This is a genomic window from Nocardioides sp. NPDC057577, from assembly GCF_042801335.1.
Taxonomy (GTDB): Bacteria; Actinomycetota; Actinomycetes; order Propionibacteriales; family Nocardioidaceae; genus Nocardioides.
On record NZ_JBHVGB010000007.1, the window covers coordinates 47,205 to 74,080 of the forward strand.

The window sequence follows — 26,876 nt, forward strand, 5'->3', positions numbered from 1 at the left end:
GAGTCGAGATGGCGCCCAGCCGTCGGCGCCTCGCGGCAAAGTAGCAGCGGTGGTGGGGACGTACGCGAGAATTGTGGAACCCCGCGGGAACGCTTCTCCAACGGGATCTTCACTTCGGCAAGGGGACCGATGACGACACCGACACCACCACCGCCGCCTCCGTCGCAACCGGACGGGTACGGCGCGATGCCTCCTGCGCCGGACCTCGGGGCCCAGGCCGGCTGGCAGGCGAACGAAAATTCGTTCGCCCCGGGAGGCCCACCGCCGCCGGAGAAGCCGCACAACCCGTGGCCGATCGTGATCGGGCTCGCGGCGATCGCGGGGGTGCTGGTGATCGGCGTGATCATCACTGCGGCGATCGTCGTCCTCCAGGGCGACGAGGACCCGACCACCAGGCCCGGCCCGGTGACGGTGACCGCGACGCCGACCACCTCGCCGGACCCGTCGTGCGCGGCGCCCCCGCCCCGCGGGGGGGGCGCGGGGCGCGGGGGGGGGGGGGGGGGGGTGAAGCGCGGGGCCGGGTGGCTGGACGCGGAGCTCTTCGAGGGCGACTGGAGGTTCAAGCTCGGCGACGTGAGCATGAACGCGACGTACGTGGCCGCCCAGGACTATCCGGACTGCGGGCCGATCGCGTCGGCGGCCCTGGAGAAGAAGGGCTGCCGCTACGCCGCGATGGGGATCCACGCCGCCGAGGGCGGCAAGCTGCGGATGCTCCGGGTGATCTACGTCTTCGACAGCGAGGCGGAGGCGACGGCGGCCGCGGAGTCGGTCGAGGAGACCGACATCGACCTGCCCACCGGCAGCCTCGTCGCGGACGACGTGATCGGGAAGTGGGTCGCCAAGGACTCCGCCAAGGCGGTCGTCGTCGGCTTCGTGACCGCGCAGAAGGGCGTCCCGGAGGACACCGTCGACGACTACCTCCACTACGGCACCGCCGACATCGCGGGCGCCCTGATCTTCATGGACCTGTAAGCCGGCGATGACTCTCCAGCGCCGAGTCCAGTACGTCCTGGACGAGCTCGTCTCCACCGGAGCCGAGACCGGCCTGCAGGTCGCCGTCGACCACCGGGGCCGCCGGGTCGTGGAGGCCGTGGCCGGCGTCGCCGACAGCGGGACCGGGCGGCCGGTCGCCGCGGAGACGCTGTTCTTCAGCTTCTCCACCGGCAAGGGGATGGCGGCATTGGTCGCCCATCTCCTGGTCGGCAAAGGCCTGGTCGGCTACGACACGCCGGTCGCGGAGGTGTGGCCGGAGTTCGGGGTGCACGGCAAGGAGTCCGCGACGCTGCGCCATGTCCTGACCCACACGGTCGGCGTACCCGCGATGCCCCGCGGGCTCGGCCCCGGCGACCTGGCCGACTGGAACCGGGTCTGCGCGGCGCTTGCCGAAGCGGTGCCGCTGTGGGCCCCAGGCACCCGGACGGGCTACCACTCGTTCACGTTCGGCTTCCTGATCGGCGAGATCGCCCGCCGGATCACCGGGAAGCCGATGGGTCGGCTGTTGGAGGACTGGGTCGCCGCTCCTCTGGAGGTCACCGGCGAACTGCGCTTCGGCGTCCCGCCGAGCGACCTCGCCCGGCTCGCCCGGCTCGAGGACGGCGAGCCACCTCCAGCAGAAGCGGCGGAACCGGATGGCGTGCTGGCGCCCTGGGAGCGACGACCCAGGGCGTCGATGGGCAACGATCCGCGGTTCCTCCGGGCCGAGGTCCCGTCGGTGGGCACCTTCACGGCACGAGGGATCACGACCGCGTACGCCGCGATGCTGGACGGCAGGCTCATCTCCCCGGAGCAGCTCGAGGAGCTGTCGGCGGTGGCCTTCGAGGGCACCGACCAGGTCTTCGGCACCCCCGCCCAGCTGGCTCTGGGCTACCCGGCGGGCCGCATCGGCTGGCCGGGCGGCGGAGGCAGCTATGCCTACGCCGACCCGGCCACCGGGATCTCGTTCGCGATCACCAAGAACCGCCTCACCCCCGACTTCAGCACCGCGCAGCGCCTCGCCGACCTGGTGACCACCGAGATCGCGCCGCCGGCCTGACCCGTCGCCGGAGTTCACCCGAGGTTTCCGAGTATTCGAAAGCGTTTGGTTCGGCGCACACGGCGGACTCATACCGTCGGTAGGCGTGTCCCCCACACCGATCACCTCGGGCCCGGATCGCGCCAAGCTGATGCGCGCGATCGCGCCCGCGGTCGCGCTCTGCGGCGTCCTCGGCGTCGCCCTGAGCTTCCTCGTCCCGACGACCGCCTCCGCCGGCCCGACCGTCAAGGTCGCCCAGGCGGCGCCGGTGCAGCCCGGCTTCCAGCGCTTCGCCTGGCTCAACGCCTGGGCCGACCACCACACCGCGCCCGGGGGTGCTGCCGCCGGACGGCTCGACGGCGTGCCGCGGATGCGGATCGTGGTGGGCCACCTGCGGCGTACGGTCATCGACTTCGGCGTGCTCGCCGAGGTGGAGGCGCGGCAGCGGGAGGCCTTCGAGTCGTACGGCCGGGAGTATGCGCTCGTCTCCACGCCCGACGCCACCGACGACGCGGTCTTCTACCGCCGCTCGGTGTTCCGGCTGGTCAGCAAGGACACGGTCACCATGTACTACCGCCACGGAGCCCGCGTCACCGCACCTGTGGTGGTGCTGGAGGAGCGTTCCTCGGGCCAGCGGGTGGGAGTCCTCCCCGTGCACTTCCCGGCAAGCATCCCGTCGGCTCCTCGACAGAAGCAGTGGCGCGACGTGAACGCGCGGATCGTCAAGGACGTGGTCGCGCGCGCCGAGGTGCCGATGGTCGTGGCCGGTGACTTCAACCAGCGCAACGACATCCTGTGCGACCTGACCTCGCCCGGGACCGGCCTGGCGAGTCCGCTCGCGACGCACGAGAAGTGCGCCACCGCCCGCCGAGCGCCGATCGACCAGGCCTTCCTCAGCCCGTCGCTGCGGCCCGACCGCTATCGGGTCTACTCCGGCCCGTCGGCCCGCCGGGCCACCGACCACGGCGCGTTCTACCAGGTCAGGGTGCGACTCTCCGGCATCGCCTGAACCCTCAGAAGTACGTCCGGACCAGGTCGGTCACGGTGTAGTCGAGATCGACGACCGGGATCAGCCGCCACTTGTCGAACGCCGTGCACGGGTGCGAGATCCCGAAGCTGACCAGGTCGCCCGGCCGCAGTCCGGCGTCGGTGCGCAGGAAGGCGTGCTGGTCGGCCAGCTTCTCGACGGTGCCCTCGAGCGGATCAGCGCCACCGAAGCCGTTGCGCCGCACCGCGAGCGCTATTGGAAGGCCGTGATCGAACGGCGCGTCCCGCCTGCCCATGCCGACGATGGCCAGCCCCTCCTCGGGTGCTGAGATCACCTGGGCCCACACCTCGATGGCCGGGTCCAGGGTGCCCTCGATGCGGCCGTAGGGCGTCTCGCCGGCGTAGAGCCCGTGGTCGTGGGAGACGTACGCACCGCTGCGCAGCACCTGGCGAGGCGTCATCCCGTCCGGCCAGCCCGCGGACCAGCGCTCGGCGAGGACGTCGAAGAAGGCGCTTCCACCTGCGGAGACGATGGCGTCGGCGGCGACCAGGCCCTTGGTGAAAAGGGTCGAGGCGAGCTCCTTGAGGTGGTCGAAGTAGTCACCGACCGCCTCCGCCGTGTGCAGCCCGCCCTCGTAGCCGGCCACCCCCGCCAGGAGCACGCCCGACGTGGCGTCGACCAGCCGCGCGAGCTCGACAGCCTCCTCGACGGTGCGACAGCCCGTGCGCCCGCCCGGGAAACCCAGATCGATCAGCACGGCCATGGGCCGGTCCTCGACACCGACCAGTGCCGACGCCTCGGCCGCCGCTTCGACACCCTCGACCGAGTCGACCCAGTGCAGGTGGAGGAACTCGGGGTCGGCCGCACGCTCGGAGGCCACCCAGCTCAGAGCGCTGTGGTCGAGGATCTCGTTGGCGACCATGACCCGGCGTACGCCGGCATGGCGAGCGACCAGGGCCTGGCTGGGCGAGGCGACGGTGATCGCCCACGCGCCGGCGTCCAGCTGCCGCTGGTAGAGCGAGGGCGCCATCGTGGTCTTGCCATGCGGAGCGAGCAGCAGACCGTGCTCCTCCGCGAAGCCCGCAAGGGTCGCGATGTTGTGCTCCAGCGCGCCCTTCTTGAGCACCATCGCCGGCCAGGTGAACGAGCCGTCGAAGAGGTTGCGGCCGGAGGCTGCGTACGCGTCGAGACCGACGGCCTCCCCCGGTTCCCAGAAGCCCTTGTCCGCCCAAGTCACATGATCGTCCATCGAGACAGAACCTACCGACGGCCCAGCTGCGAGACATCGAGTTTTCGAGAAACCGTGGAAATCCCCGGGTAGGTATCGGCGTCGCTTATCGTGACGCCATGGCCAACCGTGCAGCTCAGAGGGCGATGACTCGCCGGCTCCTGCTGGACGCGGCGATGGATCGGTTCGTCGCGAGCGGCTACGCGGCCACGACGATCGACGAGATCGCCTCGGCGGCAGGCACCACCCGGGTGACGTTCTATGCCTACTTCCCCTCGAAGTCCGAGGTCATCAAGGCCCTGATCGCCGAGCGCCTCGAGGACGAGCTTGTCCAGCTCCGCTCCCCCCGGGGCAGCTCGCTCGGCGGCCTCGCCGACGCGGTGGCGGCCGGCACCAGCGAGCAGCTCGGTGCCTGGATCCGGCAGGCCGTGGCCCGGTGGCCGGAGGTGCGCCCGATCGTCACGATCGCCCGGGCCGCCCAGGCCGTCGATCCCGATCTCACCCGCATCGTCGACGCCTGGACGGACGAGACGATCGAGGACGTCAGCACGGGCCTGGACAAGGCGGACCGGTTCGATGCCGACAGCCGGCGGCTGCGCGGCGCCCTGGCGGTCGGCCAGCTCGACTATCTCTTCCAGCGCTGGGCGGACGGGTTCTGGGGTGTCGAGCACGACCGCATGTGCGAGCTGGTCACCGAGAGCTGGGTCATGCTGCTGGGCGAGTCAGCCTGACCCAGCCTGACCCGGCCTGACCCAGCAGGTCACAGGAACGTCTGGCCCTCGCCCCGATAGGTCGGCGCGACCGTGATGATCGAGTCGCCCTCGATCAGCTGGAGCGTGTCGAGCCGCTCGCAGACCTCACCCGCCTTCGCGTGCCGGAACCAGACCTTGTCACCGATCGCGAGCTCGTCGGCGGCATGCCCACGCAGCGGCGTCTGGACCTCCCCGGCGCCTTCGGTGCCGACGTACTCCAGTCCGAAGGGGTAGGTCGGGCTCGGGACGCGGTCGAGTCCGGGCGGGCCCGACGCGATCCAGCCGCCACCGGCGACGGTGACGATGCCGGGCGCGGGGCGGCGGACGACGCTCAGCCCGAAGTAGGCAGCGGGGTGAGGAGTGAAGCCGTCGTAGCGGTCGAAGAGGGTCGGGCCGTAGAGGCCGGACCCGGCCGCGATCTCGGTCACCGAGGGGTCGGCGTGGGTGGACTCGATCGAGCCGGTGCCACCGCCGTTGACGAACTCGAGGTCGGTCAGGGAGCGTACGGCGGCGACGATCTTCCCGCGGCGCTCGGTGATCTCGGCGATCGAGGCCTTCTTCATCCTCCTGATGGCGGCCGCGGGCGGGTTGCCGCCGAGCGGCCGGTCGACGGTGCCGGCGACCTGGCCCTCGTAGGCCATCAGTCCGACCAGCTGGAAGTCCGGGTCCTCGGCGACGATCCGGGCGAGGGCGACGGCATCCTCGGGGGTGCGGACCGGGGAGCGGCGGGCGCCGAGCCAGATGCGGCGCGCGATGACCAGCGCGGCGTCGAGGTCGATGGCCACGCGTACGGGGGCGGCCGGCGTGCCGATCGCGGCCTTGACCAGCGACAACCCCTCGGCGCTGTCGATCATCAGGGTGACCCGGGCGAGCTTCTCCTCGTCCTTCGCGAGAGCGGCGAGCGCGGCTCGGTCGACGGTCGGGTAGCCGACCACGACGTCGTAGTGCGTCTCGGCCAGCCACAACGCCTCGAACAGCGTGAAAGCCAGGATCCCCTCGTATCCCTCGCGGGCGAGCACCCGGTCGATCAGCGCCCGGCAGCGTACGGACTTGCTGGCGACCCGGATCGGGGTGCCGGCGGCACGGCGCACGAGATCGTCGGCGTTGGCGTCGAACGCCGCGAGGTCCACCGCCCCGACGGGTCCGTCGAGACGAGCGGTCGCCCGGTCGAGCCGTTCGTGCTGCTGGGCGGAGAGATGGTGGGAAGTCGTGACCACGACCCAAGTGTTTATGCCCCGGGAGGCGCTCACGTCAACGGCAGGTAACCAACTGTGCCGTCGCGCGGCGAAAGTCGGCTCCCGGATATCGGCGCAGGCGTTGACCGTACGCCTTCGACCAGCCAACCTTTCCGCGTGAGCGAGTGGCAGAACTGGGCGGGGAATCAGCAGACGAGGTCGATCGAGGTCGTGGCGCCGCGCGACGAGGCGGAGCTCTCGGCCGTCGTCGTGGCTGCGGCCGAGGCCGGGCGGAAGGTCAGGCCGATCGGCGCGGGGCACTCGTTCACCGCGATCGGGTCGCCCGTCGACGTCCAGGTCAGCCTGGACCGTCTCTCCGGGATCGTCCGGGCCGACTCGACGACCGGCCTCGTGACCGTGCGGGGCGGCACCCGGCTCAAGGTCCTCAACCGCGCACTGGAGGCGCTCGGGCTCTCGATGACCAACCTCGGCGACATCGAGGAACAGTCGATCTCGGGCGCGATCTCGACCGGCACTCATGGCACCGGAGCGCGCTTCGGCGGCCTGGCGACCCAGGTACGCGGCCTCCGGCTGCTTCTCGCAGACGGCTCCGTGATCACCTGCTCGGCGTCGGAGAACCCCGAGGCCTTCGACCTCGCCCGCGTCGGGCTGGGCGCGCTCGGGATCATCGTCGAGGTCACGCTCCAGACCGAGCCGCTGTTCGCTCTCAACGCGCGCGAGGGCAACGGTGAGCTCGCCGACGTGATGAACGCCTTCGAGGAGCATGCCTCGGGGACCGACCACTTCGAGTTCTACTGGTTCCCGCACACGACCCGCGTGCTGACCAAGCACAACACCCGGCTGCCGCTGCCGGAGACCCCGTTGGCGCCGGTGGGCCGGGCCCGCGGGTGGTTCGACGACGAGCTCCTCTCCAACACCGCGTTCGGAGCGACCGTCGGACTCGGTCTCCGGGTCCCCGGCCTGGTGAAGCCGCTGGCCCGCTTCGCCGCCTCCGCCCTCTCGCCCCGCGAGTTCACCGACATCTCCTACCGCGTCTTCACCTCGCAGCGGAAGGTGCGGTTCGTGGAGAGCGAGTACGCCGTCCCGCGTGCCGTCGGCATGGAGGTCCTCGCCGAGCTGCAGCGTGCGGTCGAGGCTTCGTCGTGGAACATCTCCTTCCCGGTCGAGGTCCGGGTCGCGGGCGCCGACGACATCCCGCTGTCGACGGGGTTCGAGCGCGAGAACGTCTACATCGCCATCCACACCGCGCCGTCCTCGCCGTGGCGGGTGCCGTATTTCGAGGCCTTCGAGCGCATCGCCGGCGAGGTCGGCGGCCGGCCGCACTGGGGCAAGATGCACACGCTCTCGGCCGCTGACCTGGCCGAACGCTATCCGCGGTTCGGCGACTTCGTCGCGCTGCGTGACAAGCTCGACCTCTCGCGCACCTTCGGCAACCCCCACCTCGAGCAGATCCTCGGCTCCTGACCGCCGAGTCGGCGCAACTTCACCGAAAATCGTGCCGAGTCGGCTCGTTAGAACGAGCCGACTCGACACGGTTTTTGGTCAGGATGCGCCGACTCGGCTTCATCTGGGCGTCTCCCGGGCGTCACCGGCCGGACCTAGCCTGACCCGATGCCAGGCGCCAGCAGCACCCAGCGGATCGCCGAGATCCACGGGCTGCGGGGGCTGGCACTGGCGCTCGTGGTGGTCTTCCACCTCTTCGGCAACGGCCGAGTCTCCGGCGGCGTCGACGTCTTCCTGGCGCTGACCGGGTTCCTGGTGACCCGATCGCTCGTCCGCCGGGTCGCGACCTCCGAGTTGCGCGTGGCGGACCACTACGGGCGTACGTTCCTGCGGCTCTCGGCGCCCACGCTGGTCGTGCTCGCCGGGACGGCGGTGCTGATGGTGACGGTCATGCCGCGGTCGGTGTGGGGCTCGACGCTGCGGGAGATCGCCGCATCGGCGGCGTACGTCCTGAACTGGGAGATGATCCGATCCCAGCTCGCCTACGGTGCGGCCGGGCCGAGCGCGAGCCCGCTGCAGCACTTCTGGTCGCTGGCGGTGCAGGGGCAGTTCCTGCTGGTCTGGCCGGCGGTCGTGCTGGGGGTCTGGTGGGTGGCGCGGGCGCGGCTCCGGGTGGCTCTGGCGCTCGTGGTGGCGGTGGCGACGGTGGCCTCGTTCCTCTTCGCATGGCGGCTCGGGGCGGCCGACCAGCAGGTGGCGTACTTCCACACCGGGGCGCGCTTCTGGGAGCTCGGGGTGGGGGCACTGGTCGCGCTCGGGCTGGACCGTCTCCGTCCGCCCGGGCCCGTGCGACCGATGGTCGCCTGGCTCGGGTTGCTGCTCGTCGCGAGCTCGGGGTTCGTGCTCGACGGCGCCGCGCTCTTCCCCGGGCCGTGGGCGCTGTGGCCGGTCGGCGGGGCGCTGCTGGTCGTTCTCGGCTCCGGGTCGACGGCTGCCTGCGGGCCGCAGCGGCTCCTCGCGGTCAGGCCGCTGCGGTTCGTCGCGGACATCTCCTTCCCGCTCTACCTGTGGCACTGGCCGCTGCTCGTGGCGTGGCTGAGCTGGACGTACGCCACCCGGACCACGCTCCTCGCCGCGGTCGTCGTGCTCTCGGTCTCGGTGGTCCTGGCCTGGCTCACCCACCGGTACGTCGAAGTGCCGGTCACCCGCATCCGGCCCCGCTTCGGCGGGCACGGCCGGCTCGTGGCCATCCCGGTCGTGCTTGCGCTCGTCGCCGCCGGGGCGCTCACCGGCGCAGGCGTGGTCGAGCGCCAGGACGCCGCAGCGAGGGCGGCAGCCGTCGACGCCGCGAAGCGGTACGCGGGCTGCATCGGCGCCGCTGCCCTGGACCCCGCGACCGCCGGTTGCGAGGGTCCGGACCGGCTGCTCGACGCCAGTCTCGGCTACCAGGCGCCCGACGGGTCGGGCTGCTGGTCCAACAACGAGCGGCCGGTGCGGTTCAAGGTGTGCACGCTCGGGCCCTCGCGGGGCTACTCGCGTCGTCTCCTGGCGATCGGCGACTCGCACAACCACCAGCTCGTCCCCGCCTACCGCGAGATCGCCGAGCGGCGCGGCTGGCGCATCGACGTCGCCAGCCGTGCCGGCTGCCACTGGAACGCCCGCGACCGCGTCGGGGCTCCTGCGACGACGGTGGAGCTGTGCCGGGAGTGGAAGTCACGGCTCTCGACGTATCTCTCCGAGGAGCAGGGGATCGACGCGTACCTCGTCATCCACTCCAGCCAGGTCTCGGTCGAGGCCGTCGGTGACGAGACGTCCGGAGAGGCGCTCAGCAACGGTCTCGCGGAGGCCTGGGCGAGCCGGCCGGACCCGTCGGTGCCGGTCATCGCGATCCGGGACAGCCCGATCTTCGAGGGCAGCACCACCCGGTTCGCACGTGTGGTCCAGCCGTGCATCGACTCGGCCGGGCTCGGGGCCGAGTCGGCCTGTGCGCGCGACCGGGACCGGGTCGTACGCGACGACGGCAGCGCCGGCGCGGTTCGGCTGACCCCGAACGCCCACCGCGTCGACCTCACCGACTACTTCTGCGAGCCCGACACCTGCTCCCCCGTCGTCGGGGACCTGCAGGTCTACCAGGACGGCTTCCACATCTCGCCGCTCTACGCCGCGACCCTCGCTCCCTATCTCGGCGACCGGATCGCGACGATCCTGCGCTGATCGTGGAGCTAGGCGACGGCCGGCTCGGGATCGGGCTCGTCCTCGCGCGGGAAGTGGGTCTGCTTGAAACGTACGGCCATCCGGGTCGAGGGCCCCATGGCAGCGGCAGCGACGACGACGATGGCGCCGATCACGATCCAGCCGGCGCCGCTGTAGAAGTCGGGGTGCCAGCCCATCGCGAGGAAGGTGAACAGGGCCGGCGCCCACGCGCCGCCGAGCTGGCGGCCGATGCCGGCGACACCCTCGTACTCACCCCGTCGGTCGGGGTCCATGAGCTCTGCCTGGAAAGCCCATGAGGCGGAGCCGATGGCGAGCTCGGCACCGGTCACGGCGACGTGGCCGAGCCAGACCAGGAAGATGGTGAGGAACCCGCGGGTGTCGTGGGTGACCAGCGTGATCGCGCAGGCGGCGACGAAGAACGCGCTGCTCCACCACACCCGGCGCAACGCGTCGCGGACGTCGCGGACACCCTTGGACGTGTAGGCCGGGAGGATGATGCACAGCACCGTGTTGGTCGCGAAGAGCCAGGCCAGCAGCCAGCGCGGGGAGTCGGTGTATTCGACCAGCCAGAGCGGGATCACGGTGTGCAGCAGCACCTGGTTGCTCCACAGCGTGCCGGTGAAGGTGGTCACCAGGAGCCAGCCGACGTTGCGCAGCGCACCGGGGCCGGGCAGCTTCTCGGTGACCTCGCCGGCCGCGCGGCGCTCGTCGTGAGGCGCCCTCGGCAGCCGGGTGATCCAGACGGAGTTGGCGATCCCGATGACCAGCGCGAAGAACGGCACGCCCCACTTGAGGACCGTGTCGGTGTCCAGCGCGAGCGCGATGCCGGCGATCAGGGCACCGATGGTGAAGCCGAGGTTGAGGCTGGAGTACATGAACGCCTGCGTCTCGACCCGCTCCTTGTCGGGCAGCACATCCAGGACGTACGCATTCCGGCCGGCGCCGCCCGCATTGTTGACCACCTCGAAGACGACGATGACGGCCAGGTAGGCCCAGAAGCCGTGGATGAACGGCATCGTCGCGAACATCAGCGCGCTGAGCAGCGCGCTGATCGCCCAGATCCGCTTCGGGCCGATGAAGTCGGCCAGCTGGCCCATCGGGTAGGCGGTGAGGAAGCTCGCAATCCCGGCGACCGTCAGACCGATGCCGATCTGCGCCGGGGTCAGACCGACGAAGGCGACCAGGTAGAACGCCGCCGCGGTGTTGAACGTCCCGTCCCCCGCCGCGAAGAGCAGCGACTGCGTCGCCAGACGCTTCGACAACGGCGTCGGCGGGATGAGGTTGTTGATGAATCCGGGCAGGGCAGGCACTGGCCAATTCCACCACCGAGAACGGGTGATTGCCGACTGGTTTTCGCCGAGGCTTCAGCCCCGTCGGCCGAGGTGGCAGCGGGTGCCGATTCGTCCGACGTACGTGACGCCTCGGCCGACGTAGGTGACGCCTCGGCTCAGGCTGGACGGCGCGCGGCGAGGGCCTCGACAGCGTCGCGGGCGGTGGCGGCGATGGCGAGGTCGACGTCGTTCTGGATCCGGGCGGTGCGGTCGGAGTCGGTGAGCACGGCGATCGCGACACGGCCGGCGGGGTGGGTGACCACGGCGATCTCGTGCCGCAGGGTGAGGAACCCGCCGGTCTTGCCGGCGAGCTGGATGTCGTCGGCGAGCAGGTCGGCGGCGATCCGGTGGGTGAAGACCTGCTTGCCCATCAGCCGGCGCACCAGCTCGGTCGCCTCGGGCTTGGCGACCTCGTCGCGCCAGACGCGCTCGAGCAGGCCGACGCAGGCGCGCGGCGTGCCGACCGTGGCGCGTTCGACGTCGAGCGAGTCGATCACGTGCCGACCGCCCGGCCGGCGACCCTCGACCGCGAGCTGGGTGGCGAGGGCGAAGTCGGGGCCGGCGACGCGGGTGGCGTAGTCGTACATCGGCTGCATCCGGTGCCGCACCCGCAGCCCCTCCACGCCCCACTCGGCGAGCTGCTCGTCGACCTCGCGCGGCGAGACCTTGTCGAAGAGCGCGTCGGCGGCGGCGTTGTCGCTCAGCCCCAGCATCATCAGCATCAGGTCGGCGACCGAGCAGGTCGCGTCGTGGGTGAACGCCGAGATGCCGTACGGCCCGTAGCTCCGCTCCGCCGCGGTCAGCGTCACCATCGCGCCCCCGTCGATCTCGCCACGGGCGATCCGGTCCGCCACGACCAGCGCCAGCGGGACCTTCGCGACCGACGCCAGCGGCATCGGCCGGTCGACGCCGACCCCGACTTCGTGGCCGGTGTCGATGTCGCGGGCGAGGAAGGCGATCCGGACCCGGAGCTCCTCGAAGCGCTCGGCGGTGGCCTCGGCGAGGTCGATCAGGCCCCGGTCGCTGCCGACGAGCGGACTCATTCGCGCCCGTCCTCGGGTGCACCGACGCACGCTCCGAGCAGCGCGAGCGCCTGCTCCCGCACCGGGCCGGCCGCCAGCGGTCCGGGCGGCGGCGGCTGCTCGACCAGCCGATGACCGCGCGGCACCGGGTCGACGAAGGGCGACCAGCTCAGTCCGTACGTCACCGCCTCATGCCGCGCACAGACCAGGCTCGCCCGGCCCGCCATCGTCTCGGCCACCGCGAGCTGGTGCGGGGCGCGACGCAGCATGGCCGGCCCGATACCGGCGCGATCCGCGAGCCGTCGCAGCCGGCCGGCGGGGTCGTCGAGGTCTCGCGGGAGAGCCAGCACCTGCGTACCTTCCCCGCCTCGGCGGGGGCGCAGCGAGCTCAGCGACACCGGCCCTCGGTCAGTCCCGGGAGCGGTAGCCGCGCCCAGCGGGGTGAGCCAGGTGGCCGCATCCGGGTCGCACGCCTCGACCGTCCAGGCGGCAGACTCCGGTGTCTCGTCGCTGTCGTTCGCGAGGCGTACGTCGACGCCTTCCGCCTCCAGCAGCGCGACCAACCGCGCGAGAGGAGCAGGATCGCCGCCGGACGGCACCGCGACCACGAAGCTCTCCCGGTCGGGCCGGCGGATGCTCCGCAGCAGATGGTCAGCCTGGTCGAGCAGGTGCCTGGCCCGCGGCAGCAGCGCGGTGCCGGCCGGGGTGAGGGCGATCTGGCGCCGGGTGCGGTCGAGCAGCTCCACCCCGAGCTCACGCTCGAGAGCACGCAGGCGACGGCTGAGGAGCGGCTGGTCGACGCCCAGCTCGACGGCGGCCGCGGAGACGCTCATCTCGTCCGCGACGGCGGCGAAGCCGCGCAGATGAAGCAGTAGGTCCACGCGTACAGGATGGCTGATCCGCCCCACCTCGTCCCATGTCGGCGATGCATACGTGCATGCCGGATCGTCCTTGGACGCCGTCGCCGCGGCGGCGTCACGATGCTCGACATGACCACACCGATCCTCAGCCGTCGCGCCGTCCTGGGCGGAGCCGCCACCGCGGCCGCCGTCGCCGCAACCGGAGTCGGCGGCTCCGTGGCGTACGCCACCGACAGCCCCTCGATCGCCGCGCTCGAGCAGAAGCACCAGCGTCACCTCGGCGTCTGGGCGAAGAACATGCGGACCGGACGCGTCATCGAGCACCGCGCCGAGGAGCGCTTCCCGATGCTGTCCACGTTCAAGACCCTGCTCGCGGCCTCGATCCTGCGCGACCACCCTGCGCGTACGCTCCGGCAGCGCCTGACCTGGGACGCCGCCGACGTCGTCGTCAACTCACCGGTCACCTCGCTGACGACCCGCAACGGCCTGACCGTCGCGCAGCTCGCCGAGGCGACGATGACGCGCTCCGACAACACCGCGGCCAACGAGCTGCTCCACCTCATCGGTGGGCCTGCCGGCATCACCACCTTCGCCCGCTCCCTCGGCGACAGCGTGACCCGGCTGGATCGCTGGGAGCCCGACCTCAACAGCGCGATCCCGGGCGACCCGCGCGACACCACCTCACCGCGTGCGATCGCGCAGACCTACACGCGGCTTGTCCTCGGCAACGCTCTCGACCGCGCGGACCGGGACCAGCTGATCACCTGGATGCTGGCCAACCAGTCGACCGTCACGAGGTTCGGCGCCGGGGTTCCCGTCGGCTGGCGGCTCGCCGACAAGACCGGCGGTGGTGACTACGCATCGCGCAACGACGTCGGTGTCACCTGGACCCCTGACGGCGCTCCGATCGTCATCGCCGCCCTCACCCGCTCCGACGACCCCGACGCCGAGCCGCTCGACACCCCGCTCCGGGACATCGCGGCCACTGTCTGCGCCGAGCTCGCCTGACCTGCCGAGGCGTCACCCGCGTCGGTCGAGTGGGCACCGAGGTGCCCTCTCGGCCGACGTGTGTGACCTCTCGGCCGACGTACCTGACGCCTCGGCGGGGTCAGGCTCCGTAGACCTTCTCCGGCTCCGGCGCCACAGCGAGGAGCTTGCGGAGCGCGGGGCCGACCTCGGTGGCTTCCCAGCGGGCGCCGGCGTCGGCGGAGGGACCGTGGGCCCAGCCGTTCTCGACGGTGATCCGGGGGCCGTCGATCTCGATGACCCGGCCGGTGACGTCGCGGGCCTCCTCGGAGGCGAGCCAGGCGACGACCGGTGAGTTGTCCTCGGGGAGCGCCATCGCGGAGGTGTCGAAGGCACCCTCGGTCATCCGGGTCTTGGCGACCGGTGCGATCGCGTTGACGGTGACTCCGTAGCGCACCATCTCGGCGGCGGCGACCAGGGTCAGCCCGGCGATCCCGGCCTTGGCCGCCGAGTAGGTGCCCTGCCCGATCGAGCCTTGCAGGCCCGCACCGGAGGAGGTGTTGATGACCCGGGCCTCCCGCTGACGCCCGGCCTTCGACTCGGCCCGCCAGTACGCACCCGCGTGCCGCAGCGTCGCGAAGTGTCCCTTCAGGTGCACCCGGATGACCGCGTCCCACTCCTCCTCGGAGGTGTTGACGAGCATCCGGTCGCGTACGAATCCGGCGTTGTTGACGAGGATGTCCAGGCCCCCGTACGTCTCGACGGCCTGTCGCACCATCGCCTCGGCCTGCGCGAAGTCGGCCACATCAGCGGCGTTGGCCACCGCCTGCCCACCTGCGGAGACGATCTCGTCGACCACCTGGGATGCGGGCGACTCACCGGTGCCTTCGCCCGCGAGCGAGACGCCGAAGTCGTTGACGACCACCTTCGCCCCGTGACGGGCGAGCTCGAGAGCGTGCGCCCGGCCGATGCCTCGCCCCGCTCCGGTGACGATCGCGATCCGGCCTTCGAGCAGTCGAGCCATGGTGGCGTCCCTTTCAGTCTTGCGTACAGAAACCAAGCAACTGCTAGGCTACCAAGCAATCGCTAGGTTAGGAACGGACCATGGGCATCTCCACCGAGATCACCGACGAGCAGATCGCCGTCGTCACGATGAACCACCCACCGGTGAACGCGCTGCCGGTGAAGGGCTGGTTCGAGGTCGCCGACGCCGTCACGGCCGCCGCCGACAACGGCGCCAGGGTCGTGATCCTGCGCGCCGAGGGCAAGGGCTTCAACGCCGGCGTCGACATCAAGGAGATGCAGCAGATCGAGGGGTTCGAGGGCATCCTCGGCGCCAACCGCGGCTGCTACGCGGCGTTCAAGGCGATCTACGAGTGCCCGGTCCCGGTCGTCGCCGCGGTCAACGGCTTCTGCCTCGGCGGAGGCGTCGGCCTGGTCGGCAACGCGGACACGATCGTGGCCAGCGACGACGCCTTCTTCGGCGTACCCGAGGTCGACCGCGGAGCCCTGGGAGCCGCCACCCACCTGAGCCGCCTGGTGCCGCAGCACATGCTGCGTACCCTCTACTTCACCGCCCAGACCATCACCGCCCAGCGCCTCCACGAGCTGGGCTCGGTGCACGCGGTCGTGCCGAGGGAGGACCTCGACGAGACCGCCCTGGACGTCGCGCGCCAGATCGCCGCCAAGGACCCGCAGGTCATCCGCGCGGCCAAGGCGGCCCTCAACGGCATCGACCCGATCGACGTGAACGCCTCCTACCGCTTCGAGCAGGGCTTCACCTACGAGCTCAACCTCGCCGGCGTGGCCGACGAGCGCCGCGACGCCTTCGTGAAGGACGGCCGATGAGCACCGCCCAGACCTTCCGCACCCGGCTCACCGAGCTGACCGGGGTCACCCACCCGATCGTCCAGACCGGGATGGGCTGGGTCGCCGGCCCGCGCCTGGTGAGCGCGACCGCCAACGCCGGCGCGCTCGGCATCCTGGCCTCGGCGACGATGACCCTCGACGAGCTCGAGAAGGCGATCGTCGAGGTCAAGAGCCGCACCGACAAGCCCTTCGGCGTCAACCTGCGAGCCGACGCCTCGGACGCTCCCGACCGCTGCCGCCTGCTGATCGACCTCGACGTCAAGGTCGCCAGCTTCGCACTGGCGCCCAAGCCCGAGCTCATCAGCACGCTCAAGGAGCACGACATCGTCGTGATGCCCTCGATCGGCGCGGCCAAGCACGCCAAGAAGGTGGCCGGCTGGGGCGCCGACATGGTGATGATCCAGGGCGGCGAAGGCGGCGGCCACACCGGCGCGGTCCCGACCACCCTGCTCCTCCCGAGCGTCCTCGACGCCGTCGACATCCCCGTCGTAGCCGCCGGCGGATTCTTCGACGGCCGCGGACTCGCCGCGGCGATGGCCTACGGCGCCGCCGGGATCGGCATGGGCACCCGCTTCCTGCTCACCGCCGACTCGGCCGTCCCCGAGGACGTCCGCCGGCGCTATCTGAGCTTCGGCCTCGACGGCACCGTCGTGACCACCAAGGCCGACGGCATGCCGCACCGCCTGCTCCGCACCGAGTTCATCGATACGCTCGAGAAGGAGGGGCTCACCGCGAAGCTGCTGCGCACGCTCAAGCGCACCCGGCAGTTCAAGGAGATGTCCGGCCTGCCCTGGCGGACGCTCATCAAGGACGGCCGGAACATGGTCCACGGCGGTGACCGCACCTGGGCCGAGGTCGTGCTCGCCGCCAACACCCCGATGCTGCTCCGTGCCGGCCTCGTCGAGGGCGACACGAACGCCGGGATGCTCTCCAGCGGCCAGGTCGTCGGCCTCCTCGACGACCTCCCCACCTGCGAGGAGCTGGTCGACCGCATCGTCGCCCAGGCCGCCGACCGCCTCAAACACCTGGACGCGACCCGCGCCTGAGCCTCAGGGTGGACCCATGGCCATCGAGGTTCGCCCGGCGACGGTGTTCGAGGACGTACGCGCTCTTGTCGGTCCCAAGCGCCCCGACGCCAGCGTGTGCTGGTGCCTGAGCTACCGGATCCCGTCGAAGCTCAACAACGAGCTGCACGGGCCGGCTCGCGGAGAGCACGTACGGTCCCTGCTCGAGCAGGGACCGCTCGGCGTGCTCGCCTACGACGGCGACGAGCCCGTCGGCTGGGCCGCCGTCGCGCCGCGCACCGACACGTCCTTCGCCCGCAACCGGAAGATCCCGCACGTCGACGACCTCCCGGTCTGGTCGCTGTGGTGCATTCGGGTCCGGCCGGGCCACCGCGGCACGGGCATCTCGCACACGCTCATCGAGGGTGCCGTCGACTTCGCGCGCGACCGCGGCGCCCCGGCCATCGAGGCCTACCCGCTCGACAACCAGGGCGCGAAGGTCGACCTGACCATGGCGTACGCCGGGATCCGCAAGAACTTCGAGGCCGCGGGCTTCGTCTGGGCCGCCGACACCACCTCGGTCCTCGCCGGCCACCCGCGCGTCCTGATGCGGCGTGCCTTGGGATGATGGCTCGATTGCCCGGGATCGGTACACTGACCTGCGTGAAGACCGAGACGAGCCGCGTACGCATCGCGCTCGTCGCACTTTTCACGCTGATGCTCCCGGCGCTGATGAGCGTCGATCCCGAGCAGGCGCTGCTCACCATCGCCGTCTCGACCGCGCTCGCGGCCGTCGCCGTCGGAGCGCTCCACAACGTCAGCGCGTTCGCCCTGGTCAGGGCACGTTCGACGGTCCCGCCGGACGCATCCGACGGACCTCACCATCTTGCTGCCCGGGTCACCGACCCGGTGTGTTCCCCGCGCCGTCCGCGCGCCCCTGAGCAGGTCTGACCGCTCGCCCACCAGCGAGCCCGTCAGACCTACCCACTCACCTCAGGAGCACACCCATGTCCGTTCTCGCCCCCTTGTCGCACGCCCTCGCGGCCGTCCTCGCCGGCGCCCACCACGTCCTGTCCTTCGCGGGCGACAACGCCAGCTGGCTGTTGGCCATCGCCGCTGTCGTCGTCCTGGTCAGGCTCGCCCTCCTGCCGTTGACGATCCGCGGCGTACGCACCGCCCACGCTTCCGCCCGCGCCCGTCCACAGATGCAGGCACTGACCAAGAAGTACGCCAAGAAGAACTCGTCCGGCAGCGCGAGCCAGGCCGACATGATGGCGATGATGGAGGAGCGTCGCAAGATCAACGAGGAGCACGGCGTACCCCGCTTCGCGATGCTCGCCGCCTTCGCCCAGCTGCCGATCTTCCTGGCGCTCTACCACCTGCTCTCCGACGTCAGCCGGAGCAACTCGGTCGGCGCGATGAGCGACTCGCTCGTCGCCTCGCTCGGGCAGGCCACCTTCCTGGGCGCGCCGCTGACCGGGCACGGCTACCTCTCCGGCGACACCACTCATCTGGTGATCACCCTCGGCCTCGCCGCCACCGCCGCCCTGGTCAGCTACCTCAGCCAGCGGCTGTGGGTCCTGCCCAACATGGTGCGTGCCGACATGCCCGAGTCGATGATCCGGATGCAGGAGCTGATGCCGGTCATCTCCGCCGGCGGCATGCTCCTGGCCGGCAGCAGCGTCCCGCTCGCCCTGCTGGTCTACTGGGTCATCAGCGGCCTGTGGACCGCCGGGCAGGCCGCCGTCATCCACCGCTGGTTCCCCACCCCCGGCTCCCCCGCGGCCGAGCGCCGCACGCTCAGGTTGCAGCCGGCCTGACCGTCCCCGCGGCGAGGTTGTGAAGCTGAGAGTGACCTATAGACCACTCTCAGCTTCACAACTCCGACCTCAGAGCCGCTCGATGATCGTGACGTTGGCCTGCCCGCCGCCCTCGCACATGGTCTGCAGGCCGTAGCGGCCGCCGGTGCGCTCGAGCTCGTTGAGGAGGGTGGTCATCAGCCGGGTGCCGGTGGCGCCGATGGGGTGGCCGAGGGCGATGCCGCCGCCGTTCACGTTCACCTTCGAATGCGGGATGTCGAGCTCCTTCATCCACGCCAGGACGACGGAGGCGAAGGCCTCGTTGCACTCGAAGAGGTCGATGTCGTCGACCGACAGGCCGGTCTTGGCCAGGGCGTGTCGGGTGGCCTCGATCGGCCCGGTGAGCATCCAGACCGGGTCGTCACCGCGCACGGAGAGGTGATGGATCCGGGCTCGTGGGGTCAGGCCGAAGGTGCGTACCGCCGCCGCGGAGGCGACCAGCAGCGCCGAGGAGGCGTCGCAGATCTGCGAGGCGACGGCCGCGGTGATCCGCCCACCGGGAGCGAGCGGCTCCAGCGAGGCCATCTTCTCCAGCGAGGTCTCGCGGGGACACTGGTCGACGGCGAAATCACCCACCGGCACGATCTCGCGGTCGAACCGTCCCTCGGCGATCGCGGTCTTGGCACGCTGGTGGGAGGCGAGCGCGTAGGCCTCCATGTCCTCGCGCGAGACGTCCCACTTCTCGGCGATCATCTCGGCCGAGCGGAACTGGGAGACCTCCTGGTCGCCGTAGCGCTTCACCCAGCCGGGCGACTCGGCGAACGGGGTCGTGAACCCGTATTCGGCACCCACCAGCATCGCCGCCGAGATCGGGATTGCCGACATGTTCTGCAGACCGCCCGCGACCACCAGGTCCTGGGTCCCGGACATGACGCCCTGCGCCGCGAAATGCACCGCCTGCTGCGAGGAGCCGCACTGCCGGTCGATGGTCACGCCGGGTACGTGGTCGGGCAGTCCGGCGACCAGCCACGCGGTCCGCGCGACATCGCCGGCCTGGCCGCCGATGGTGTCGCAGCAGCCCATGATCACGTCGTCGACGGCCCCCGGGTCGATCCCGGTGCGGTCGACGAGCGCGGCCAGCGAGTGGGCGCCGAGATCGGCGGGGTGGATGCCGGCGAGCGCACCTCCGCGCTTGCCCACGGGCGTACGAACCGCATCGACGATGAATGCCTCAGACAATGTTCTGACTCCTTGACCCACGTCGGTCGAGCCGACGTCGTGAGGTACGAGCGACGTCGTGTCGAGACCAACACGGTCCCTTCGGCGCTCGATGGGACTGTGTTGGTCTCGACACGCTCGGCCGCAGGCGGCCTCCCGGCTCGACCAGCGGGGTGCTACTACGCATGCTGACTCGAGACGGAGACGACCTCGCCGGTCATGTAGGACGAGTAGTCGCTGGCCAGGAAGACCATGACGTTGGCGACCTCCCACGGCTCGGCGGCGCGGCCGAAGGCCTCGCGGCCCTTGAGCTCGACGAGCAGCTCGGGCGAGGTGACCTTCTCCAGGAACGGGTGCATGGCGAGCGACGGCGAGACCGCGTTGACGCGGATCCCGTGCGGAGCGAGGTCGGCGGCGGCGGAGCGGGTCAGTGCCATCACCCCGGCCTTGGCCGCGGCGTAGTGCGCCTGCCCCTCCTGCGCCCGCCAGCCGATCACCGAGGCGTTGTTGACGATCACGCCGCGCTTCCCGGCGGCCACGAACCGCTGTCCGACGGCCCGGATGCACCGGAACGTCCCGGTCAGGGTGATGTCGAGGACCTTCCCCCACTGGTCGTCGGTCATCTCCAGCACCGACGCGGTCCCGCCGAGCCCGGCGTTGTTGATCATCACGTCGACACCACCGAAAGGCTCGGCCGCGTCGAGCAGCGCCTGGACCTGGTCGTCCTGGGTGACGTCGCAGGTCACCGCCGTGATCCGGTCCTCCCCGAACTCCTCGGCCAGGGCATCGCGCGACTCCTTGAGCCGCCGCTCGTGGGTGTCTGACATGACGACCGCCTTGGCGCCCTCCTCGAGCACCTTGCGCACCACCGCCGCCCCGATGCCGGCACCGGCGGCAGCGGTCACGACGACGACCCGCCCCTCCAGGAGCGAGTGGCCGGGGACGTACGCGGGGGTTGGCTGTTCCGGCTTCATGCACGGGCCTCTCTGGGCAGGCCGAGCACACGCTCGGCGATGATGTTGCGTTGGATCTCGTCCGAGCCGCCGTAGATCGTGTCGGCGCGGGAGAAGAGGTAGAGGGACTGCAGCCGGTCGAGGGCGTAGTCCTCGCCGGTGGTCAGTCCGGCGAGCCCGACGACGTCCATCGCCAGCTCGCCGAGGTCGCGGTGCCACCGCGCCCACAGCAGCTTGGAGACGCTCGCCTCGGGGCCAGAGGAACCGGAGTCGTACGCCGAGAGGGTCCGCAGCGCGTGCAGCCGGAGCACCTCCAGCCCGACCTGGGCCTGAGCGAGCCGGGCAGCGATGCCGGGGTCGTCGATGGCGCCGTTGGCCCGGGCTGCCTCCTCGACCGTCTCCAGCTCGCGCGCGAATCCGACCTGCTGGCCGATCGTGGAGACGCCGCGCTCGAACCCGAGGGTCGCCATCGCGACCTTCCAGCCGTCTCCCGGCTTGCCGACCACCAGGTCCGCGGCGGTGACGGCGCCGTCGAAGAAGACCTCGTTGAACTCGGAGGTGCCGGTGAGCTGCTCGATCGGGCGGACGTCGACACCGGGCTGCGCCATCGGGACCAGCAGGTAGGACAGCCCGTGATGCCGAGTCGAGCCCGGCTCGGTGCGACAGACGACGAAGCACCAGTCAGACAGGTGCGCGTTCGACGTCCAGACCTTCTGACCGTCGACCACCCACTGGTCACCGTCCAGCGTTGCCCGGGTCCGGACGCCGGCCAGGTCGGAGCCGGCACCGGGCTCGGAGTAGCCCTGACACCACAGCTCCTCGGCGGCCACGATCTTGGGCAGGAACCGATCCCGCTGAGCGGGAGTGCCGTGCGCGATCAGGGTGGGCCCGAGCAGCTCCTCACCGAGGTGGTTCACGCGGACCGGGGCATCGGCCCGGGCGTACTCCTCGTGGAAGATCACCTGCTGGAACAGTGGCAGGCCGCGCCCGCCGTGCTCCTCGGGCCAGCCCAGGCAGGTCCAGCCGTGCTCGGCCAGGTAGCGGTTCCACGCCAGCCGGCCCTCGTACGACTCGTGGTCGCGGCCGTTCCCGCCGGTGCCACGCAGCGCGGCCCACTCGCCGACCAGATGGTCGGCCAGCCACTCGCGCACCTCGGCACGGAACGTCTCGTCCTCGGCGGAGTAGGTCAGGTCCATGCCGGACAACCTACCAAACCAAGCACTTGTTTGGTAGCGTCTGCGGCATGACCGCCACTCCAACCGAGACCAGTGTCGTGACGTACGAGACCCACGGGCCCGTCGCGGTGGTGCGGCTGAACCGCCCCGAATACCGCAACGCTCAGAACTCGAAGGTGACCTACGCGCTCGACGAGGCGTTCACGCGAGCGACCAACGACGACGAGATCAAGGTGATCGTCCTCGGCGGCAACGGCAAGCACTTCTGCGCCGGCCACGACATCGGCACCCCGGGCCGCGACATCGACGAGAGCTTCGAGCGCAAGGCCGTGATGTGGTGGGACCACGTCGGCAAGGAGGGCGTCGACTCCCGCTTCGCGCGCGAGTCCGAGGTCTACCTGGGCATGTGCCGCCGCTGGCGTGAGCTGCCGAAGCCGACGATCGCGATGGTGCAGGGCGCCTGCATCGCCGGCGGCCTGATGCTGGCCTGGTCCTGCGACTTCATCGTCGCCTCCGACGACGCCTTCTTCTCCGATCCGGTGGTCAAGATGGGCATCCCCGGGGTCGAGTACTTCGCACACCCGTGGGTCACCAACCCGCGCGCCGCCAAGGAGATGCTCTTCACCGGTGGCCGCTTCTCGGCCTCGCAGGCGGAGCGTTGGGGCATGGTCAACCACGTCGTCCCCCGCGACGATCTCGAGACCGAGACCCTCGAGCTCGCGGGGCGGATCGCCGAGATGCCTCGCCTGGGGCTGGCGCTGGCCAAGAAGGCGGTCAACCAGGCCGAGGACCTGATGGGCATGCGCGCCGGGATGGACTCGGTCTTCGGTCTCCACCACGCCGCGCACGCGCACAACGCCGAGGTCGGCAAGGACTCGCTCGCGGGGATGGACGCGAAGGCGATGAAGCAGTGACTTTCGAACAGGGGACTCTGGAGTTCACCGAGGCCGAGGAGGCCTTCCGGCTCGAGGCCCGCGAGTGGCTCGCCGCCCACAACCCCGGCCGGCTGCCGTCGATGGACACCGCCGAGGGCGCCGCGGCGCACCGGGAGTGGGAGCGGACGCTGGCGTCGGGGCGCTGGTCGGTGGTCACCTGGCCCGAGACCTACGGCGGCCGGGACGCGTCACTGACCGAGTGGGTCATCTTCGAGGAGGAGTACTACCTCGCCGGCGCCCCCACCAGGATCAGCCAGAACGGCATCTCGCTGCTCGCCCCGATCATCTTCGGCCACGGCACCGAGGCACAGAAGGAGCGCTACCTGCGCGACATGACCGACGGTTCCCTGGTCTGGGCGCAGGCGTGGTCCGAGCCCGAGGCGGGGTCCGATCTGGCGTCCTTGCGGGCCTCCGCGACCCGGGTCGAGGGCGGCTGGAAGCTCAACGGCCAGAAGACCTGGAGCAGCCGGGCGCCGTTCGCCGACCGTGGCTTCGGGCTCTTCCGCTCGGATCCCTCCGCGGAGCGGCATCGCGGCCTGACGTACTTCCTCTTCCCGCTCGACGCCGACGGCGTCACGGTCCGCCCGATCGACCAGCTCGACGGTACGCCGGGGTTCGCCGAGATCTTCTTCGACGACGTCTTCGTGGCCGACGAGGACGTGCTCGGTGGGGTCGGCGACGGCTGGAAGGTCGCGATGTCGACCGCGGGCAACGAGCGAGGCCTCTCGCTGCGCTCGCCGGGTCGGTTCTGCGCCGCGGCCGACCGGCTGCTGGACCTGTGGGCGTCGGACCCGCAGCCCCACCTGCGCGACCAGGTCGTCGACGCCTGGATCGGCGCCGAGGCCTACCGCCTCTACACCTGGGGCACGGTCACCCACGTCGAGGCCGGTGGCTCCGTCGGCGCCGAGGGCTCGATCAACAAGCTGTGGTGGTCCGACCTCGACCTCTCCCTGCACGAGACCGCGCTCTCGCTGCTCGGCGCGGACGCGGAGCTCTCCGGCCCATGGGTCGACGACTACCTCTTCTCCCTGTCCGGCCCCATCTACGCCGGCACCAACCAGATCCAGCGCAACATCGTCGCCGAGCGCGTGCTCGGCCTCCCCCGGCTCGGCTAGCGAACTGTTGCTCAGACGAGGGGCATACGTAAAGCAATCTCCCCTCGCACACCGGTCGGGGTATGGCACCATCCGTGCTGCACCCGGACCTACCGGGCTCGGGCACACACTCGGAGCAACGCCTTCATGAGAATCACCCCCACGCGCCTTCTCGGCGTGCTTGCGGGCTTGGCCCTGGTGGCCGGCACAGCCGGTTCCACGCCGGCGGCAACCTGGCAGATAGGCACCAACCAGCAAACCGCGAAGTCGCTAGACACGACGGTCACGGTGTCGGCCAGGATTCCGTCGACAGTCACCCTCAGCAATGCGACGTCGACCACCGTCCCGGTGGACCTGACGTGGTCGACGACGGCCGATCAGCTCGAGTTCACCAGCAACCTGGTAGAACTGCGGATTGCCCAGACCGACGGCAACGGACCGGGGGCCACCTCCGAACAGGTCTCCGCACCCACTGGTGCCGGTACGACGCGAATCAACGTACCCATGATGCCCAACCGTGGCCCCGCCCCGACGCTCACCGGGAAGTACGAGGTGTTCCTGGAAGCCGCCCGAGTGAGGGCGCACTTCGACGACGGCTCGGCGGCGTACGACGATTTCACCTTCGGCAACGTCAAGCTCGGGTCCTTCAGCGTGAAGACCAAGACCCAGGTCAAACTCTCGACGGCCGGCACGACCAAGTCCATCTGGTTCTCCGGGGCTCTCGAGACCCCCGGCGCGTACGGCTACACCCAGGCCGTTCCCGGCGAGGTGCTTCGGATCTACTTCGACCCCGCAGGCACCAGATCCAAGGCGTTGCAGCGCAGCATCTACCTGTCGGCAAACGGAACCTTCGATGTCGTCGTTCCCAAGAAGGGCAAGGGGACTTGGTCGTTCGCCTTCGCCGGATCCACGAACTGGGCCGCGTCCTCCGCGAGCAAGGCGGTGACAAGTTGAGAACGCTCCGTCTCCTCAGCGGTCTCGTCGTACTCGCACTCGCCGCAGGTGTGGGCCTCGTCTCGATATCCCAGGATCGTGCCAAGGCAACCCCTGTCGTCAATGAGGTCACTCGTGAGTTCACGGACGGCGACGCTGTCGTGACCGCAAGGATCCGCGTCCAGGACGCGACCGCCAACGCTCGCGGGTGGTGGAACGCTACGGAGGAGAACGTCGTTGTCGACGTGCATTACGAGCACAACGGCTCCGCCATCCGGTTTGTGAACGAGGCAGGCAAGTGGCCGACGATCTCCATCGCCCGAGCGGACGGGGCGTCGACACTCGCGAACTGGAGCCTTGTCCCTGTCAACAACAGCCGCACACGTGCCCGCGGCGTGCTCTACAACACCGATGGCCGGTTCTCCCTCACCTTGAACCAGCACGTCGTCATCACCAAGGACGGGCAGGAGCACGAGATCCTTCTCGACGCACCTCAGGCGGTCGAGTTCGGGCTCAAGCGTGACGTACGCATGGAGATGAATGTCGCTCCGCGAATCGCTCCGGCAGGAAAGACCGTGAAGGTCTTCGGCTCGATCACGGCAACCGATGATGGAACCAGCTACGCGCCCGCGGCCGGCCGCGCTGTTGACATCTACCTCGACCCCACAGGCTCCGAGGCGAAACGCAAGATCGCGACGGTGACATCGTCGTCCACAGGCGGATTCTCCACGAGCTTCGTGGCGAGGTCGAGCGGTGTCATCAGCGCCGAGTACGCGGGTTCGGCGACAGACGTCGCGGCCACCTTGGCCGAGGACATCCGAGTGCACACGGGCACGGGCTATCGGGAGAAGACCGTCGCGATCAAGGTCGGAGACGGCAGTGTCAAGGCCCGTGTCTTCACGCCGAGCAGCGTCACCGTAGGCACCAAGCCGGTAGCCCTGCCCATCGATGTCGAATACATCGGCGGCTGGAACTGGGAGCAGCTGTCCGGCACGGTCGAGATGTCCTTCTCACCGCTCAAGGTGGGCTTCGGTGACAGGTTCGGCCCGAACCTCATCCACACCATCGACAAGTACACCGCCCGGGGAACGATCTGGATCGACGGCATGGCTCCGCCGGGGACTTATGCGATCAGGCTCAACGGCACTTCGGTCGGCTCCATCACGGTGAGGAAGGTGACGGCGACCAGCATTCGCGCGACTCCCCCAGCTTCGACCACGAGCGTCCGGCACCAGATCGGCGGCACGGTCAAAGCGGTCAACCTCGCCTCAGCCACCCGGGCGCCCGCCTGGCGGCCGGTCGCCGGCCTGGGCGTGAGGCTCTACTTCGATCCGGCCGGAACGACAGGACCGCAATACCGAGCGACCGTGAAGACGAACACGTCGGGCGCCTACTCCTACTCAGTCGCCGTCACCACGCCTGGCCGTTGGATCGCCCGCTATCCCGGGTCGGCCTCCTACGCCCCGTCCGAGGCGCTGGTGACCACCAGGCAGGCGACCTTGGCGAGGATCAACGCGTCCACCAAGACGCCCGTACGCGGTACACGCGTCACGTTCACCGGCGACCTGAAGGCCGTCAAGAAGACCTCGGCAGGCACTCGCTGGCGGCCTCTTGCAAGGACAACGGTGAAGGTCTACTTCGACCCCGCGGGCTCAGCCGGCCCCGTGCTGAAGCGCACGCTCTCCACCACCTCGACCGGGACGTACCGCACCTCGATCCAGGTGCGGGCCAAGGGGTACTGGATCGTCAAGTACGCCGGAACGACGAGGTACGCGCCAGCTTCACGCCGCGTTCTCGTCGATCCTCGCTGACGATGCCGTCGGAGCGCCGCCTGCAACCCCCCCCGCGGCCCGCCCACCCAATTCTGGCAAAAACACAACGCCCA

General features: G+C 70.4%; 25 protein-coding genes. 16 read left to right on the plus strand and 9 right to left on the minus strand.

What is annotated here, in order from left to right; translation table 11 throughout:
- Positions 1-504 precede the first annotated feature (504 nt).
- From ACFU7D_RS02695 to ACFU7D_RS02705, 3 genes are all read left to right on the plus strand, one after another.
- The gene (locus tag ACFU7D_RS02695; RefSeq protein ID WP_378862947.1) at positions 505-972 is read left to right on the plus strand and encodes a hypothetical protein; all 468 of its coding nucleotides are present in this window, start codon (positions 505-507) and stop codon (positions 970-972) included.
- A gap of 7 nt (positions 973-979) precedes the next feature.
- A complete protein-coding gene (locus ACFU7D_RS02700; RefSeq protein WP_378862950.1) occupies positions 980-2,032 on the plus strand; it encodes a serine hydrolase domain-containing protein in 1,053 nt (350 codons plus the stop codon).
- An 85-nt stretch (positions 2,033-2,117) separates the two neighbouring features.
- On the plus strand, positions 2,118-3,020 hold the full coding sequence (locus ACFU7D_RS02705) for an endonuclease/exonuclease/phosphatase family protein (RefSeq protein WP_378862953.1): 903 nt from the start codon (positions 2,118-2,120) through the stop codon (positions 3,018-3,020).
- 4 nt (positions 3,021-3,024) lie between these two features.
- Here ACFU7D_RS02705 and ACFU7D_RS02710 read toward each other — a convergent pair whose 3' ends face one another.
- Positions 3,025-4,248 (minus strand): alanine racemase, encoded by a 1,224-nt coding sequence (locus ACFU7D_RS02710; protein WP_378862956.1) that lies wholly within the window; start codon positions 4,246-4,248, stop codon positions 3,025-3,027.
- A 98-nt stretch (positions 4,249-4,346) separates the two neighbouring features.
- Between ACFU7D_RS02710 and ACFU7D_RS02715 the strand changes: the two genes are divergently transcribed.
- On the plus strand, positions 4,347-4,958 hold the full coding sequence (locus ACFU7D_RS02715) for a TetR/AcrR family transcriptional regulator (RefSeq protein WP_378862959.1): 612 nt from the start codon (positions 4,347-4,349) through the stop codon (positions 4,956-4,958).
- Between the two features lie 29 nt (positions 4,959-4,987).
- Here the strand turns inward: ACFU7D_RS02715 and ACFU7D_RS02720 are convergent, their stop codons facing one another.
- Positions 4,988-6,196, minus strand: coding sequence for an amino acid deaminase/aldolase (locus ACFU7D_RS02720; protein WP_378862962.1), 1,209 nt, complete (start codon positions 6,194-6,196; stop codon positions 4,988-4,990).
- A gap of 135 nt (positions 6,197-6,331) precedes the next feature.
- Here ACFU7D_RS02720 and ACFU7D_RS02725 point away from each other — a divergent pair, with 135 nt between their 5' ends.
- Both ACFU7D_RS02725 and ACFU7D_RS02730 read left to right on the plus strand, forming a co-directional pair.
- Complete coding sequence (locus tag ACFU7D_RS02725) at positions 6,332-7,639, plus strand: D-arabinono-1,4-lactone oxidase (protein ID WP_378862965.1); 1,308 nt, start codon at positions 6,332-6,334, stop codon at positions 7,637-7,639.
- Positions 7,640-7,786: 147 nt separating this feature from the next.
- Complete coding sequence (locus ACFU7D_RS02730) at positions 7,787-9,832, plus strand: acyltransferase family protein (protein WP_378862968.1); 2,046 nt, start codon at positions 7,787-7,789, stop codon at positions 9,830-9,832.
- A gap of 8 nt (positions 9,833-9,840) precedes the next feature.
- Here the strand turns inward: ACFU7D_RS02730 and ACFU7D_RS02735 are convergent, their stop codons facing one another.
- The 3 genes from ACFU7D_RS02735 to ACFU7D_RS02745 form a co-directional block, all read right to left on the minus strand.
- Positions 9,841-11,142 carry an MFS transporter gene (locus tag ACFU7D_RS02735; protein ID WP_378862971.1) on the minus strand — a complete coding sequence of 434 codons (1,302 nt, stop codon included), beginning with the start codon at positions 11,140-11,142 and terminating at the stop codon, positions 9,841-9,843.
- Between the two features lie 137 nt (positions 11,143-11,279).
- Positions 11,280-12,206, minus strand: a complete 927-nt coding sequence (locus ACFU7D_RS02740) for a serine hydrolase (RefSeq protein WP_378862975.1) — start codon at positions 12,204-12,206, stop codon at positions 11,280-11,282.
- Positions 12,203-13,066: a LysR family transcriptional regulator gene (locus ACFU7D_RS02745; RefSeq protein WP_378862978.1), complete on the minus strand. Its 864-nt coding sequence runs from the start codon at positions 13,064-13,066 to the stop codon at positions 12,203-12,205. Before ACFU7D_RS02745 ends, ACFU7D_RS02740 begins: the two co-directional genes overlap by 4 nt.
- A 108-nt stretch (positions 13,067-13,174) precedes the next feature.
- Here ACFU7D_RS02745 and bla point away from each other — a divergent pair, with 108 nt between their 5' ends.
- Positions 13,175-14,053, plus strand: coding sequence for a class A beta-lactamase (bla, locus tag ACFU7D_RS02750; RefSeq protein WP_378862981.1), 879 nt, complete (start codon positions 13,175-13,177; stop codon positions 14,051-14,053).
- Positions 14,054-14,153: 100 nt separating this feature from the next.
- Here the strand turns inward: bla and ACFU7D_RS02755 are convergent, their stop codons facing one another.
- The gene (locus tag ACFU7D_RS02755) at positions 14,154-15,035 is read right to left on the minus strand and encodes an SDR family oxidoreductase (RefSeq protein ID WP_378862984.1); all 882 of its coding nucleotides are present in this window, start codon (positions 15,033-15,035) and stop codon (positions 14,154-14,156) included.
- Positions 15,036-15,115: 80 nt separating this feature from the next.
- Here ACFU7D_RS02755 and ACFU7D_RS02760 point away from each other — a divergent pair, with 80 nt between their 5' ends.
- The 5 genes from ACFU7D_RS02760 to yidC are packed head-to-tail and all read left to right on the plus strand — an operon-like array spanning position 15,116 to position 18,704.
- The gene (locus ACFU7D_RS02760; protein WP_378862987.1) at positions 15,116-15,859 is read left to right on the plus strand and encodes an enoyl-CoA hydratase family protein; all 744 of its coding nucleotides are present in this window, start codon (positions 15,116-15,118) and stop codon (positions 15,857-15,859) included.
- On the plus strand, positions 15,856-16,926 hold the full coding sequence (locus ACFU7D_RS02765) for an NAD(P)H-dependent flavin oxidoreductase (protein ID WP_378728126.1): 1,071 nt from the start codon (positions 15,856-15,858) through the stop codon (positions 16,924-16,926). Before ACFU7D_RS02760 ends, ACFU7D_RS02765 begins: the two co-directional genes overlap by 4 nt.
- Before the next feature lie 16 nt (positions 16,927-16,942).
- Positions 16,943-17,512 (plus strand): GNAT family N-acetyltransferase, encoded by a 570-nt coding sequence (locus ACFU7D_RS02770; protein ID WP_378862990.1) that lies wholly within the window; start codon positions 16,943-16,945, stop codon positions 17,510-17,512.
- Positions 17,513-17,547: 35 nt separating this feature from the next.
- The gene (locus ACFU7D_RS02775) at positions 17,548-17,835 is read left to right on the plus strand and encodes a hypothetical protein (RefSeq protein ID WP_378728124.1); all 288 of its coding nucleotides are present in this window, start codon (positions 17,548-17,550) and stop codon (positions 17,833-17,835) included.
- Positions 17,836-17,891: 56 nt separating this feature from the next.
- Positions 17,892-18,704 carry a membrane protein insertase YidC gene (gene yidC / locus ACFU7D_RS02780; RefSeq protein ID WP_378728123.1) on the plus strand — a complete coding sequence of 271 codons (813 nt, stop codon included), beginning with the start codon at positions 17,892-17,894 and terminating at the stop codon, positions 18,702-18,704.
- Between the two features lie 69 nt (positions 18,705-18,773).
- On the opposite strand, the gene ACFU7D_RS02785 is transcribed toward yidC, so the two are convergent.
- From ACFU7D_RS02785 to ACFU7D_RS02795, 3 genes are all read right to left on the minus strand, one after another.
- Complete coding sequence (locus ACFU7D_RS02785; RefSeq protein ID WP_378862993.1) at positions 18,774-19,922, minus strand: acetyl-CoA C-acetyltransferase; 1,149 nt, start codon at positions 19,920-19,922, stop codon at positions 18,774-18,776.
- Positions 19,923-20,080: 158 nt separating this feature from the next.
- The gene (locus tag ACFU7D_RS02790) at positions 20,081-20,875 is read right to left on the minus strand and encodes an SDR family oxidoreductase (RefSeq protein ID WP_378862996.1); all 795 of its coding nucleotides are present in this window, start codon (positions 20,873-20,875) and stop codon (positions 20,081-20,083) included.
- Positions 20,872-22,050, minus strand: a complete 1,179-nt coding sequence (locus ACFU7D_RS02795; RefSeq protein ID WP_378862999.1) for an acyl-CoA dehydrogenase family protein — start codon at positions 22,048-22,050, stop codon at positions 20,872-20,874. Before ACFU7D_RS02795 ends, ACFU7D_RS02790 begins: the two co-directional genes overlap by 4 nt.
- Positions 22,051-22,097: 47 nt before the next feature.
- On the opposite strand from ACFU7D_RS02795, the gene ACFU7D_RS02800 reads away from it, so the two are divergent.
- The 4 genes from ACFU7D_RS02800 to ACFU7D_RS02815 all read left to right on the plus strand — a co-directional run bounded on the left by ACFU7D_RS02800 (position 22,098) and on the right by ACFU7D_RS02815 (position 26,802).
- Complete coding sequence (locus ACFU7D_RS02800; protein WP_378728119.1) at positions 22,098-22,943, plus strand: enoyl-CoA hydratase; 846 nt, start codon at positions 22,098-22,100, stop codon at positions 22,941-22,943.
- Positions 22,940-24,079: an acyl-CoA dehydrogenase family protein gene (locus ACFU7D_RS02805; RefSeq protein ID WP_378863002.1), complete on the plus strand. Its 1,140-nt coding sequence runs from the start codon at positions 22,940-22,942 to the stop codon at positions 24,077-24,079. Before ACFU7D_RS02800 ends, ACFU7D_RS02805 begins: the two co-directional genes overlap by 4 nt.
- 168 nt (positions 24,080-24,247) lie before the next feature.
- The gene (locus tag ACFU7D_RS02810; RefSeq protein ID WP_378863005.1) at positions 24,248-25,012 is read left to right on the plus strand and encodes a hypothetical protein; all 765 of its coding nucleotides are present in this window, start codon (positions 24,248-24,250) and stop codon (positions 25,010-25,012) included.
- A 140-nt stretch (positions 25,013-25,152) separates the two neighbouring features.
- On the plus strand, positions 25,153-26,802 hold the full coding sequence (locus tag ACFU7D_RS02815) for a hypothetical protein (protein ID WP_378863008.1): 1,650 nt from the start codon (positions 25,153-25,155) through the stop codon (positions 26,800-26,802).
- Positions 26,803-26,876: the final 74 nt, after the last annotated feature.